Annotated in this window: 13 protein-coding genes; 6 read left to right on the forward strand and 7 right to left on the reverse strand. The window is 66.3% G+C overall.

The window, feature by feature from the left end; genetic code table 11:
- Positions 1-104: 104 nt before the first annotated feature.
- The gene (locus CFB34_RS10550) at positions 105-1,052 is read left to right on the forward strand and encodes a LysR family transcriptional regulator (RefSeq protein ID WP_027791525.1); all 948 of its coding nucleotides are present in this window, start codon (positions 105-107) and stop codon (positions 1,050-1,052) included.
- A gap of 124 nt (positions 1,053-1,176) precedes the next feature.
- Here the strand turns inward: CFB34_RS10550 and CFB34_RS10555 are convergent, their stop codons facing one another.
- Both CFB34_RS10555 and CFB34_RS10560 read right to left on the reverse strand, forming a co-directional pair.
- On the reverse strand, positions 1,177-1,479 hold the full coding sequence (locus tag CFB34_RS10555) for a DUF4148 domain-containing protein (RefSeq protein WP_089442542.1): 303 nt from the start codon (positions 1,477-1,479) through the stop codon (positions 1,177-1,179).
- Between the two features lie 216 nt (positions 1,480-1,695).
- Entirely contained in the window at positions 1,696-2,838 is a 1,143-nt protein-coding gene (locus CFB34_RS10560) for a porin (protein WP_089442541.1), read from the reverse strand.
- Positions 2,839-3,339: 501 nt separating this feature from the next.
- Here CFB34_RS10560 and CFB34_RS10565 point away from each other — a divergent pair.
- Both CFB34_RS10565 and CFB34_RS10570 read left to right on the forward strand, forming a co-directional pair.
- Complete coding sequence (locus tag CFB34_RS10565; protein WP_089442747.1) at positions 3,340-4,674, forward strand: chloride channel protein; 1,335 nt, start codon at positions 3,340-3,342, stop codon at positions 4,672-4,674.
- A 209-nt stretch (positions 4,675-4,883) separates the two neighbouring features.
- Positions 4,884-6,206 carry a TIGR00366 family protein gene (locus tag CFB34_RS10570; protein ID WP_089442540.1) on the forward strand — a complete coding sequence of 441 codons (1,323 nt, stop codon included), beginning with the start codon at positions 4,884-4,886 and terminating at the stop codon, positions 6,204-6,206.
- A 65-nt stretch (positions 6,207-6,271) separates the two neighbouring features.
- Here CFB34_RS10570 and CFB34_RS10575 read toward each other — a convergent pair whose 3' ends face one another.
- From CFB34_RS10575 to CFB34_RS10590, 4 genes are all read right to left on the reverse strand, one after another.
- Positions 6,272-7,600, reverse strand: a complete 1,329-nt coding sequence (locus tag CFB34_RS10575; RefSeq protein ID WP_089442539.1) for an MFS transporter — start codon at positions 7,598-7,600, stop codon at positions 6,272-6,274.
- Between the two features lie 222 nt (positions 7,601-7,822).
- A complete protein-coding gene (locus CFB34_RS10580) occupies positions 7,823-8,755 on the reverse strand; it encodes a 3-keto-5-aminohexanoate cleavage protein (RefSeq protein WP_089442538.1) in 933 nt (310 codons plus the stop codon).
- 35 nt (positions 8,756-8,790) lie between these two features.
- On the reverse strand, positions 8,791-9,597 hold the full coding sequence (locus tag CFB34_RS10585) for an SDR family oxidoreductase (RefSeq protein ID WP_089442537.1): 807 nt from the start codon (positions 9,595-9,597) through the stop codon (positions 8,791-8,793).
- Positions 9,598-9,669: 72 nt separating this feature from the next.
- Positions 9,670-10,380, reverse strand: coding sequence for a GntR family transcriptional regulator (locus CFB34_RS10590; RefSeq protein WP_089442536.1), 711 nt, complete (start codon positions 10,378-10,380; stop codon positions 9,670-9,672).
- A gap of 291 nt (positions 10,381-10,671) precedes the next feature.
- On the opposite strand from CFB34_RS10590, the gene CFB34_RS10595 reads away from it, so the two are divergent.
- Positions 10,672-11,172, forward strand: coding sequence for a type VI secretion system amidase effector protein Tae4 (locus CFB34_RS10595; protein ID WP_089442535.1), 501 nt, complete (start codon positions 10,672-10,674; stop codon positions 11,170-11,172).
- On the forward strand, positions 11,169-11,621 hold the full coding sequence (locus CFB34_RS10600) for a type VI secretion system amidase immunity protein Tai4 (RefSeq protein WP_089442534.1): 453 nt from the start codon (positions 11,169-11,171) through the stop codon (positions 11,619-11,621). The genes CFB34_RS10595 and CFB34_RS10600 overlap by 4 nt, the downstream gene beginning before the upstream one ends.
- Before the next feature lie 54 nt (positions 11,622-11,675).
- On the opposite strand, the gene CFB34_RS10605 is transcribed toward CFB34_RS10600, so the two are convergent.
- Positions 11,676-12,467 (reverse strand): IclR family transcriptional regulator, encoded by a 792-nt coding sequence (locus tag CFB34_RS10605; RefSeq protein WP_089442533.1) that lies wholly within the window; start codon positions 12,465-12,467, stop codon positions 11,676-11,678.
- A gap of 161 nt (positions 12,468-12,628) precedes the next feature.
- Here CFB34_RS10605 and CFB34_RS10610 point away from each other — a divergent pair, with 161 nt between their 5' ends.
- A complete protein-coding gene (locus CFB34_RS10610) occupies positions 12,629-13,405 on the forward strand; it encodes an ABC transporter substrate-binding protein (protein WP_089442532.1) in 777 nt (258 codons plus the stop codon).
- Positions 13,406-13,425 lie beyond the last annotated feature (20 nt).

The raw sequence follows: 13,425 nt of genomic DNA on the forward strand, positions 1-13,425 counted from the left end.
CCCGCATTAACGCAGCTATGGGGAAACGATAGTTGCAGCCGGAGTAACAATCTGTCGCATCCCGTGGAGGAAAATAGCGGCTCCGCTACAGGTTGCTCACAGGAATGGATACCCTACAAAACATGCGGGTGTTTTCGCGCGTCGTCGAGACGGGCAGTTTCACCGCCGCCGCGCAATCGCTGAATTCGACGACGGGCGCGATGTCGCGCGCGGTGTCGGAACTCGAGGCGCGCCTGCGCACCCGTCTGATGAATCGTTCGACGCGCCGCCTCGCGCTCACGTCGGCCGGCGAAAGCTATCTGCGGCGCTGCCGCCAGATCCTCGCCGACGTCGACCGCGCGGAAGAAGAGGCGAGCTGCGCGCACGAACGGCCGGCCGGCGTACTGCGCATGCACAGTTTCGCGAGCGTCGGCCATCACTATGTGTTGCCCGCGCTCACGCGCTATCACGCGCAGTTCCCGGACGTGTCGATCGAACTGTCGCTGTCGCAGCGCATGCCCGACCTGTTCGACGGCACGAGCGACATGGCCGTCGTGACCGCGTCGTCGCTGCCCGATTCGGAACTCGTGTCGCACCTGCTCGGCTCGACCTTCAGCATCCTGTGCGCGTCGCCCGATTACGTGAAACGCCACGGCGCGCCGGCCCGTCCGCAGGATCTCGCGGCGCATGCGTGCCTGACGTTGTGCACGCCAGCGTTCCCCACGCACGAATGGGTGCTCGAAGGGCCGGAAGGCGTCGAGCAGATCCACGTCGCGGGGCCGGTGCAGACCAATACGGCCGAATCGCTCGCGCTTGCCATCCGCGACGGCATCGGGATCGGCATGCTGCCGCTTTACTCGGCGATCGACGCGCTGCGCGACGGCACGCTCGTCCGCGTGTTGCCCGCGCATATCCTGCAGAAGATGAACGTGTACGCGCTGTATCCGTCGCGCCGCTTCGTCGATGCGAAGGTGCGGACCTGGGTCGAGATGCTGCGGGCCCAGGTGCCGGGGATGATCGCGCGCGACGTCGAGATGCTGAACGCGATCGATCGCGAACCGCAGGCCGCCTGAGCGGCAGGCGCGCACCGGCGCATTGCCAAGCTGCCGGCGTCCTCTCTTCAAGCCAATCAAGCGAACGCAACCGCGCCGCGCCTGCATGACATCGTTCACGCGGGCGCGGCGCTTCGTCATGCCGTTACCGCGCGGGCTTGGCAGCCGTGCCCGATTCCGTCGTCGGTTCGCCGGCGCGGCCGTAGGCGGCCTGCGCGGCCTTCTGTTCCGCGAGACGCTTTTCGTGAAGTCGTTCCTGCGCCGCCATGATGTCGTCCGGATAGTTGTTGACTTCGCCGCGCGCCGGGTTGTAGCCGACCGACTCGAGATCGATCAGCTCCTGCAGCACTTGCGCGCGCGTGACGGGCGACTGGGCCGACTGGGCGAAAGACAGGGCCGGTGCAGCGAGCAGGACGGCAGCGGCGGCGGTAACGACGAGCGATTTCACGAGGTTCTCCTGGGGACGGGGTGGGCGGCCGGTTCGACGCGCGATGCGTGACCCCGACCTTTGCTGGCAGTCTACGCAGCGCCCGCGCGCGTAAAAACCCAGATTCCAGGCAGGCTGCCTTCCAGATGGCACAACATTGATGGAGGCCGCCCGCGGCCGGCGAACCCGCGTGCGAACGCAGATTCGTGACCATCGGGCGGCGACGCATCGCGCCGGTCAGAAGCGCGTGCGCATGCCGATCGTGCCGACGATCTGGTTCGCCGTGCTCGATGCGCCGCCCGAGCCGTTGATGAACGCCTGGTAGCCGCGGCCCGCTGCGTGCTGATACATCGCTTCCGCGTAGACGTCCGTGCGGCGCGACAGCTTGTAGACGGCCTGCAGGTCGACCTGGTGCCACTTCGGATCGGTGCCGTGCTTGCTGTCGGGGTTCGACACACTGGCGTCCGTGTACACGTAGGCCGCGCCGAGGCTGACGGCCGGCGTCACCGCATAGCGCACGTTCACGTCGTAGTTGTTGAACGCGACCTGGCCGGTCGAGCCGAACGAGCCCGTGTTGTCGTATTGCGAACGCGTATAGACGAAGCCGACGGTGGCCGGGCCGAACCCGTAGCTGATGCCGCCGCCGTACGAACGCATGCGGTCCGAGCCGATCGACCAGCCGCCCTGGTTCAGGCTCTTCGCTTCGGCCGCATCGGTCGCGCCGGGGCTCGCGCTCGTCGAGCCCTTCGTGCCGTTCATCTGCAGATACGCGCCGGCCAGTTTCAGCGGGCCGTTCGTGTAGCTCGCCGCGACGCTGTACGCGCGGTTCGCGCCGAAGTTCGTCGCGTTCGAGAACGCATACATTGCGCCGACCTTGAAGCCCGCATAGGTTTCGCTCGTGTACTTGACCGCGTTGTTGATGCGCAGCGAGTGGTTCAGGTTGTCGTTGTCGAACGGGTGCGCGAAGCTCGCGTCGCCGAAATCGCCGGCCGTGGCCGACAGCGGCGCGACGAAGTCGACCATCGTGTCGTACTGGCGGCCGAGCGTCAGCGTGCCGTAGCCGTTCTGGCTCAGGCCGACGTACGCGTGGCGGCCGAACAGCTTGCCGTCCTGCCCGAGCCCGCCGTTGTTCACGTTGAAGCCGTTCTCGAGCACGAACAGCGCCTTCAGGCCGCCGCCGAGATCCTCGGTGCCGCGAAACCCGACGCGGCTGCCGTTGACGGTGCCGCTGTTCAGGCGCCACAGCGATGCACCGTTGGCGTTGTTGGTGTAGACGATGCCGGCGTCGATCAGGCCGTACAGCGTGACCGAACTCTGTGCGTGAGCGAGCGGGGCGGACAGGGCGGCGACGCATGCGCCGGCGATGAGGGTTTTTTTCAAGTCAGGGCTCCTGCGTGTGGGACTGGGAACGAAAGTTCGGCGCAAGTGTAGGGGCGCATCGCGCGCGCAAGGCCGCCGGGGCGGCGAGCGGACCTTTCCGGATCTCGCAAGAGTCCTTCACAAAACTGACACGATGTGCCGCGCGCACCGGACGCTGGCGGTTTTTGCGCGATCGCGCGCGGGTGGCATTCGCGCCTTCGTGACCGGCTGTCGTGTCGTTGCAACATGCGCGGGGCGCAGCACGGCGGTTGACCGGCGCGACCGCTGCGCGGCGAATCGGGCGTTCACGCCGACGACGGGCGTCACACGCGTATCCGCGACTGACGCGGACTTTGTCGCAGGCGGTGGGTGATTCCGGCCCCGACCATTGCTATGTATTCATGAAATGCATCAGTCGATTCGAAAAATACGTTTGTCTCATGATTGGCGCCGGCCTACGATGCGGTCCTGACGGCGGCGTGCGTGTTGCGCGCCGTCTTTTCGATTCCATTCGCCGACACCATGCGCCCCGATCTCTCGTCCGCCCCTGCATCCTCCTCGCCGGCCGCCAGCCCGTTCGCGCGCGTGGCCGTCGTCACGATCCTGACCGGCGTCGGCGCGGGCCTCGGCGGCATGCTGCTCGCACTGCTGCTGCATGCGATCCAGCACGTCGCGTACGGCTACAGCGTCGCGCACGTGATCGGCACCGAGAGCTTCCTCACCGGCGTGACCGGCGCCGATCCGCTGCGCCGCCTCGCGGTGCTGGTCGTCTGCGGGATCGTTGCCGGCGGCGGCTGGTGGGCGTTGTACCGGTATGGCCGGCCGCTCGTCAGCATTCGCCGCGCAGTGCGTGCAGCCGATCCGCGGATGCCGGTCGTCAGCACGACGGTTCACGCGCTGCTGCAGATCGTCACCGTCGCGCTCGGCTCGCCGCTCGGCCGCGAAGTCGCGCCGCGCGAGATCGGTTCGCTGCTTGCCGGGCGGCTTGCGCATGCCGCAGGGCTCACGCCCGACGACTGCCGGCTGATGGTCGCGTGCGGTGCCGGTGCGGGGCTCGCTGCCGTCTATAACGTGCCGCTCGGCGGCGCGATCTTCGTGCTCGAAGTGCTGCTCGGCACGTTCGAACTGCGTGCGCTGGTCGTGGCGGTCGCGACGTCGGCGATCGCCGCGGCCGTTGCGTGGATCGGCCTCGGCAACGAACACCAGTACACGGTGCCGCCGTTCGTGCTGAGCACGCCGCTGGTGGCGTGGTCGATCGTCTGCGGTCCGCTGTTCGGCTTCGCCGCGTACGGCTTCGTGCGGCTCACCACACGTGCCCGGGCGAACGCGCCGAAAGACGGGCGGTTGCCCGTGCTCGCGCTGATCAACTTCGCGATGATCGGCGTGCTCGCGATGGGGTTTCCGTCATTGCTCGGCAACGGCAAGGGCCCGGCGTCGCTGGGCTTCGACGGCACGTTGACGATCGGTCTCGCCGCTGTGCTGCTCGTGCTGAAGGTGCTGATCGAGGCCGGCAGCCTGCGGGCGGGTGCGGAAGGCGGCCTGCTGACACCGGGCCTCGCGAACGGTGCGCTGCTCGGCGTCGTGCTCGGCGGGTTGTGGAGCCTCGTATGGCCGGGCGCGTCGATCGGCGGCTGCGCACTGATCGGCGCGACCGCGTTTCTCGCCGCGTCGATGCAGATGCCGATCACGGCGGTCGTGCTGCTGCTCGAATTCACGCGCGCGGACCACGACAGCCTCGTGCCGATGCTGCTTGCGGTGGCCGGCTCGCTCGTTGCGTACCGGTTCGCGCAGCGGCTGGTCGAGCGGCGGGCGAATCCGGTTGCAACCATGAGCACACCTGCGACCGCCGTGCGCTGACGCACACGCTTCCGTCCTTTTTAACGGCGGTGCCGATCGCACCGCCGGTCGCCGTTTTCCTCTCCCGTTTCCCCATCCGCGCCAGCACGCGATCGTAGCCGCGTGCTCCAAAGCGCGTCCGCCGGTTCTGTGCAAGAATCCGCGCGTTTCCGCGCCTCAACCAACAACGACACGCGCGGACGTCCCTATCAGGAAACGAGGAGCTCAAGTTGATTCAGCGCATTTCCCAATTCTTCACGCAGGTGGTCCACCGCGTGTTGCCCGACCCGTTGATTTTCGCGATCCTGCTGACGATCGTCACGTTCGCGCTCGCGTTCGGCCTCACACCGAACACGCCCGTTCAGCTCACGACGATGTGGGGTTCGGGTTTCTGGAACCTGCTCGCGTTCTCGATGCAGATGGTCATGATCCTCGTCACCGGTCACGCACTCGCGAGTTCGCCGCCCGTGAAGCGCATGCTCGTGGCGCTTGCGAGCACCGCGCGCACGCCGGGGCAGGGCGTGATGCTCGTCGCGTTCGTGGGCGCGCTCGCGTGCGCGATCAACTGGGGCTTCGGCCTCGTGCTCGGCGCGATGCTCGCGCGCGAAGTGGCGCGCCGTGTCGCCGGCAGCGATTACCGGCTGCTCGTTGCGTCCGCCTACATGGGCTTCCTGAGCTGGCACGGCGGCTTGTCGGGCTCGGTCCCGCTCGTCGCGGCCACGAAGGGCAATCCGATGGAGAAAACGATCGGGCTGATTCCCGTGTCGGAGACGATCTTCACCGGCTACAACGCGTTCATCACGATCGGCCTGATCGTGATGCTGCCGTTCCTCGCGCGCATGATGATGCCGAAGCCGGGCGACGTCGTCAGCGTCGATCCGGCGCTGCTGGCCGAGCCGCCAAGCGTCGAGCGCCAACTCGGGCCCGACGCGACGTTTGCGGAACGGCTGGAGGAAAGCCGCCTGCTGTCGGTTTTCGTCGCAGCGCTGTGCGGGGCGTTCCTCGTGCTGAAGTTCGTGCAGAAGGGCTTCGCGCTCGACATCGACACCGTGAACCTCGCGTTCCTCGCAGCCGGCATCCTGCTGCACCGTACGCCGATGGCCTATGCGCGCGCGGTGGCCGGCGCGGCGCGCGGCGCATCGGGGATCATGATTCAGTTTCCGTTTTATGCGGGCATCCAGGCGCTGATGGATCACTCGGGGCTCGCGGGCGTGATCACGAAGTGGTTCGTCGATATCGCGAACGTGCACACGTTCCCGTTGCTCGCGTTCCTGAGCTCGGCCGTGATCAATTTCGCGGTGCCGTCCGGCGGCGGCCACTGGGTCGTGCAGGGTCCGTTCGTGATGCCGGCGGCCCAGGCGCTCGGCGCGGATCTCGGCAAGGCCGCGATGGCGATTGCGTACGGCGAGGCCTGGACCAACATGGCGCAGCCGTTCTGGGCGCTGCCCGCGCTGGCGATCGCCGGGCTCGGCGTGCGCGACATCATGGGGTATTGCGTGACGACGCTGCTGTTCTCGGGCGTCGTGTTCGTCGCGGGGATGTATCTGTTCTGACGGGGCGACGCGAGAGACGGGCGGCGTACACGTCCGCCTCTCGCGATCCCGAATCCGGCCTGCCGTCAGCCGTGCGACCGCGCGTCCGGCCGCTCATGCCCGTGCCGCAACGCGAGGCTGGCGAACGCCGCGATGACGAGCGCGGCCGCCAGCAGCGTCAACCCGTTCTTCGCGTTGCCGGTGGCCTGTTCGATCGCACCGACGACGGTCGGTCCGACGAAACCGCCGAGCAACCCGCACGTATTCACTAGTCCGAGTCCGCCGGCCAGAGCGTTACCGGCGAGCCGCGACGCGGGAAACGTGAAGACGATCGACTGAACGACGAAGAACATGAATGCGGCCACGCACACGCACAGGAGCCCCGCGGCAGGCGACGCATGCGCGGCGCCGACCATCCCGGCCGCCATCACGACCAGCCCCGCACACAGCATCCGGCGCGAATGCCGCGACTCGCGCGCAAAGCGCGGCAGCGTGGCGGCGCCGCAGGCGGCGGCGAGCCAGGGCAGCGCGGTCAACATCCCGACCGCGAACGGCGAGAAGCGTCCCGATGCGCCGATGATGCCCGGCAGGAAGAAAATCACCGTGTAGATGGTCAACTGGTGGCAGAAGTACACGAAGATCGCGAGCCAGATCTGCGGATCGCGCAGCGCGGCGCCGAACGCATGGCCGCCGTGCGCACCGGCGCCGGCATCCTGCTCGGCGGCCAGCGTGCGTTCGAGTGCGCGCCCGGTTTCCGGGGAGAGCCACGGCGCGGTGCTCGGACGATCCGGCAGCCGTGTCCACACGACGAATGCGAGCAGGATCGCCGGAATGCCTTCGACGACGAACAGCCATTGCCAGCCGTGGAAGCCGAGCGTGCCGTCGAGCTCGATCAGCGCGCCGGCCAGCGGCCCGCCGACGATGTTTGCGATGCACACGCCCAGCAGGAAATAGCCGGTTGCGCGCGCACGCTCCTCGCGGCCGAACCAGTACGTCAGGTACAGCATCACGCCGGGAAACAGGCCGGCTTCGGCGGCCCCGAGCAGCAGGCGCATCACGTAGAACGACGTCTCGCCGCTGACGAACGCCATCGCGACCGACAGTGCCCCCCACGTGATCATGATCCGCGTGATCCAGAAGCGCGCGCCGACGCGGTGCATGATCAGGTTGCTCGGAATTTCGAAGAGCGCATAGGTCAGGAAGAACAGCCCCGCGCCAAGTCCGTACGCGGCCGATGAAATGCCGAGATCGACCCCCATCGAATGTTTGGCGAACGCGATGTTGGTGCGGTCGAGGAAGCTGATCACATACGCGGCGATCAGCAGCGGCAGGAGTTTGCGGAACAGCAGCCGGTTCAGCGACGCGCTCGCGTCGCCGGCGGCGGAAGGCAGGGCCTGGGCGTGATGAGTGGACATGCGGACGACTCCGGTAAGGGCGAACCGGCGCGCACGGCAAGCACGGTGCGCCGCGTTCGGCAGATGCCGCTGCGATGCATGCAGCGGATGGGCAGACGACGGAGCCGCGCCGGCAGCGCTCGAACGGAGCGGGGCGATGATGGGCGTCCTGGCGCCGGCCGGCTCGGGCCGGCGCCTTGTCACTGCGCTTGCGGATTCTGGTGTTGGGGCGCTACCCGGCGATCAGAAATTCACCGCGTCGCCGCCCTTGAGTGCGAGCATCGTGCGCGCCTCGGCCGGTGTCGCGATCTCGAGCGACAGGCCCTCGAGCACATGCCGCATTTTCAGGACCTGCGCGGCGCTCGATTCCGCGAGCGTGCCCGGCGCGATCCACAGCGAATCCTCGAGCCCGACGCGCACGTTCGCGCCCTGGGCCGCGCCGATCGTCGCGAGCGGAATCTGGTTGCGGCCGGCGCCGAGGATCGACCACACGTAATCGCGGCCGAACAGGCGGTCGGCCGTGCGGCGCATGTGCATCAGGTCTTCCGGGTGTGCGCCGATCCCGCCGAGCAGGCCGAACACGCTTTGCACGAAGAATGGCGGCTTCGCGAGCCCGCGGTCGACAAAATGCGCGAGGTTGTACAGGTGCGAGATGTCGTAGCACTCGAATTCGAAGCGCGTGCCGTTCGCCCCACAGCGCGTGAGGATCGTTTCGATGTCGGCGAACGTGTTCTTGAACACGAGGTCGCGGCTCTTCTCGAGATGTTCGCGTTCCCACGGATGCCTCAGCTCGCGAAAGCGCTCGAGCATCGGGTACAGCCCGAAGTTCATCGAGCCCATGTTCAGCGATGCGACTTCGGGCTGGAAATGCAGGGCGGGCTGGAGGCGTTCGTCGACCGTCATGTGCGGGCTGCCGCCCGACGTGAGGTTGATCACCGCGTCGGTTTGCGCCTTGATGCGCGGCAGGAATTCGGCGAACACGGCCGGATCCTGGGTCGGCTTGCCGTCGGACGGATTGCGTGCGTGGAGATGCAGGATCGCTGCGCCGGCCTCGGCGGCCGCGACGGCGGCGGTTTCGATCTCGTGCGGCGTGACAGGCAGGTACGGCGACATCGACGGCGTATGGATCGCGCCGGTCGGCGCACAGGTGATGATGACTTTGCGAGCGTTGGCCACGGGTGGATTCCTTTCGGTGAACGATGCAGGGTGCGTCAGAGCACTTCGACGTTGCCGCAGACGGAGATCGCTTGGCCCGTGATGCCGTGCCCGCCCGGCGAGCACAGGAACAGCGCGGTCGCGGCGATCTCGGCCGGATCGGTCATGCGCCGCAGCGAGATCTTCTCGAGATAGCGCGTCTCCATTTCGTCGTAACCGATGCCGAGCTGCTGCGCACGTGCCTGGATCACGCGGCGCATCCGCGGGCCGCGCACGATGCCGGGTTGAATGGCGTTCACGCGAATGCCGAGCGGGCCGAGTTCGATCGCGAGGCTCTTCACGAGGCCGACCACGGCCCATTTGGTTGCCGCATACGGCGTGCGGAACGCGTAACCGAGCCGGCCTGCGACCGACGACAGCGCGATGATCGCGCCGCCGTGTTTCGCGTCGCGCAGCAACGGCACCGCGTGGCGCGCGAACTGGAATTGCGCGGTCAGGTTGATCGCGACGGTTTGTTCCCACTGCACCGGGTCGATTTCGTCGATGCCGCCGGTCGGACCGGCGATGCCGGCATTGTTGACGAGCACGTCGAGGCCGCCGAGCGTGGCCGATACGTCGGCGAACACGCGTTCGACGGCGGCCGGATCGGAGACGTCGGCCAGCGTCGCACCGATCGCGCCGGCTCCGGCGCGCGACGGCCGGTCGGCGAGCGCTGCAATTGCGGCTTGCGACGCGTCGCATACATGCACGTGTGCGCCGCATTCGGCGAATGCGTCCGCGATTTCAAGACCGATGCCCGATGCGCCGCCCGTCACGAGGACGCGCAGGCCGTCATAGGGTTTCAGCAGGTCGGAAGCTGTCATGCCGGGTTGTCTCCATCGTTGATGTAGTCGGATCGCGGACGCTCGCGACCGGGCGCCCGCGGCAGGCGGCCGCTACGGCTTCGCGTTCACGGTTCGCGGGGTCTGTTCCGCCCGCAGCGTCTCGGCGAGATCGTGTGCCGCGCCGCCGATGTCGAGCGCGATGCCTGCGCGCACGCCTGCGCCGTCGCGCCGTTCGAGCGCATCGACGATGGCGCGGTGCGCGTCCATCGAGCGCCGCATGTGCGGGATGTCGAGCGCGACCATGTTGAGGAAGGGGCCGACGCGCATCCACAGGTTCTCGACGATTGCGAGCGTGCTGTCGCTTGCACCGTGCGCATAGATCGCGCTGTGGAACGCGAAATTGCTTTGCAGGTAAACGCGCGAGCGGCCTGCCTCGACGTGCGCCTGCATCGTCTCGCAGGTCTTGCGCACGGCCGCGATCTGCGCGTCGCTCATGCGTGCGCAGGCGCGTTCGGCGATGCAGCCTTCCAGTGCGATACGCACGTCGCGCAACTCGTCGAGCATGTCGAGCGTCATCGGCGGTATGACGAGCGCGCGATTCGGGCCGTCGACCAGCGCGCGCTCGGCGTGCAGCCGGGTGAGTGCGGCGCGCACGGGCATCGTCGACGAGCCGACCGCCTCGGCGACGCTGCGCAGGCTCAAAGCCTGGCCGGGCGCGAAACGGCCGCTCATCAGCGCTTCGCGCAGTTGCTGGTAGACCTTGTCGGCCATCGTTTCCTGTTCAACGGCTTTCAGTGCGGGCGTGACGATACGAGGCGCCAAGAAAAGTTCTCCGAGGTTTGATCTGTGATGTGTGATCACACTTGCAATGTGCGAAGTGTTGACGATCGAAGGCATCGAGTCAAGTCGAACGGGATCGGGGAAAACGCGGAGGAGGAGGTGTGAAGCGGCTGTCAGGCCGGTGGCAGGACGCGTCCATCCTTACAAATTGCCTTCGTCTCATGCATGATGACGTGCTGGTTCGAGGGGCTCGCGGGAATTCGGGAATGTTGGTCAGTTGCGATTTTCCGATGCGCCCTCCAGCTGAATCCATTTCAACGACAAGGGGCTAAAGTGAACCGACCGTCATTTGCCGTCGCATGGGCGGCATCTCAGCGAATTTTCGATCCGGCGAACACCGGTGCGCGCGTTGCGAAAGTCATTGGCGGATATGTCGAGAAGAACGTCAACAATCCAAGTCCGACAGAGCGATGGAGCAATACGTGCGCGGTCAGGATGAGTTATATCCTCGGCGAAGCCGGTATGGTGATGCCGCGGATCCCCGGGCAAACGGTATCGGGAGGAGACAATCGGCAATACTTCTTTCGTGTCCGGGATTTGATTCGCTTTCTCGAGCAACGGTGGGGGAAGGCAGACGGTGTCAAGTATCCGCCGTCAAACGGCGGGCCACTGGCGGGGCGACAAGGTGTCATCCTCTTCGAGGTGTCGGGATGGAGTGACGCGCAGGGCCACGCCACGCTGTTCAATGGACGGACGTGTTACGACCATTGCTATTTCAACGAGCCGGGCGCGCAGTATCGTACCGATCGCGCAAATTTCTGGAGTCTGTCATGAGGAGAGCCTGGATCGCCGCCGTGTTGACGTGCATCGCACTTCAACCCGCGATGGTGTCGGCGAACGATGCAGCGCAAGCATCGCCCGAAGCAGGCTCACGGACCAACCTCCAGAACTTCAAGGACATGGTGCTCGCGGAGTGCCTGGCTACCGCGTACAAGCAGGAGCCAGGCGTGGGCAAGGATATCGGCAGCAGCACCAGCGCGTTGCGCGACTGGACCTACTACGACATGGAGCGTGCACCGGATGCCATTCACGCGCTGGTGGCGAAGTATCTTGGTCGCGACTACCGGAATCCGGTTGTCGAACCGGAAGTCCGGGACGTGAAATTCGACTTCCTGAAGTGCGTCGACCTGTACCACGGCAAGGAACTGGATATCGCCGCGAAGCAGCTCGTGTTCCGCCCCAACCGGACTTATCGGAGCGAGACTTCGCGGAAGTTGCGGTAGCAATCAGATGCCGTCGCGCAATGCAATGGTGCACCGTCTGCCATTCCACGCGTACTACTCGAGCGTCCGGATCGAATTGCTGATGCCGCGCGCGCAGTCGATCACGGCCGGCGCGAGCTTGCGGCGCGCGTCGTCGAACGTCCAGCGGCTCGTCGGCGCCACCACGTGCACGGCCGCCACCGGCTGTCCCTGGCTGCCGAGCACGGGCGCGGCAATCGACATGTCGCCGATGAACAATTCCTCCTGGTTGGTGGCATAGCCTTCGAGCCGCGCGCTGTCGAGCAGTGCGACGAGTTCGTCGAGCGCCGTGATCGTGCGCGGCGTGTGCAGCGGACGCGCCATGCCGTCGAGACGCGCGCGCGCGTCGCCGGGCGGCAGCGCGCTCAGGAATGCACGGCCGGAACCGGTGCAATACATCGGGATGCGGCTGCCGATCGGCATGTGGATCGGCACGAACTTCGTCGACACGAAACGCGCGACGTACACCATTTCGTCCTGGTCCGGCTCGGTGAGGTTGGTGGTTTCGCCGGTCAGGTTCGTGAGTTCGGACAGGAACGGATTGGCCACGTCGATCAGCGTATCGGCCGCGAGATAGTTGAAGCCGATCCGCATCACGTGCGGCGTGAGCTGATAGCGCCGCGTAACCGGATGCTTGCGGATGTAACCGAGCTTCTCGAGCGTATAGACCATCCGCTGCGCCGAGCTTTTCGTCATGCCGGCCGCGTCGGCCACTTCCGCCAGCGTCATCGTGCGCCGCTTCGCGCTGAACGCGCGCAACACGTTCAGCCCTTTCTCCAGCGACTGGTTGAACAGCAGGTCGATTGACTGATCGGGCGACGTTTCCATGGGCAAGGGGCCGAATCGATTCGATATCGCATCTTAGTGTATCGCATATCGATACACAAAAATCTTTTCGCGATATTTTTGATTCGTTTTAAGATCGGGTCATCGTCGCAGTGTCGATCCGCGACCGGCCGGCGCACCGAAGTATCTGAGAAGGAGACACCATGGTTTCGTTCATCAAGCGGTTCGGCGCACTGGCCGCCGGTTTCGCCACCTGCATCGCGCTCTCCACGGCATCGGCCGGCGCCAGCGCGGCCGAGCCCACGCTGAGGGTCGGCGCGACGGCCACCGGCGTGCCGTTCACGTTTCTCGACGTCAAGAGCAATTCGATCCAGGGGATGATGGTCGATGCGATCACCGCGGCCGGGAAGTCGGCCGGGTTTCGCGTCGACGTGCAGCAGACCGTGTTCTCGGCGCTGATCCCGTCGCTCACCACGCAGAAGATCGACATCATCTCGGCCGCGATGCTGAAAACGCCGGCGCGCCAGCAGGTCGTCGACTTCTCGGACACGGTCTATACGTTCGGCGAAGGCCTGATCGTGAAGGCGGACGACCCGGGCCGCTACACGTCGATGGACGACTTCAAGGGGCAGGTGGTCGGCGCGCAGGTCGGTACGGCGTTCGTCGACGCACTCAACAAGAAGGGCATCTTCAAGGAAGTCCGCACCTACGATTCGATCGCCGACATCATGCGCGACGTCGCGCTCGGCCGCATCAAGGCCGGCTTCGCCGACCAGCCGATCGTCGCGTATCAGATCGAACACGGCGTCAATCGCCAGGTCCGGCTCGTGCCCGAATACCAGAGCGTCGTAAAGGGGCAAGTCTGCTTCATCGTGCGCAAGGGCGACACGGCGACGCTCGAGCAGCTCAACGGCGCGATCCGGAAAATGAAGGGCGACGGCACGCTGCAGCAGATCCTGCAGAAGTGGCACATGAGCTGAGCGCGCGCCCGGGATTCCCG

Source organism: Burkholderia sp. HI4860 (assembly GCF_002223045.2).
Taxonomy (GTDB): Bacteria; Pseudomonadota; Gammaproteobacteria; order Burkholderiales; family Burkholderiaceae; genus Burkholderia.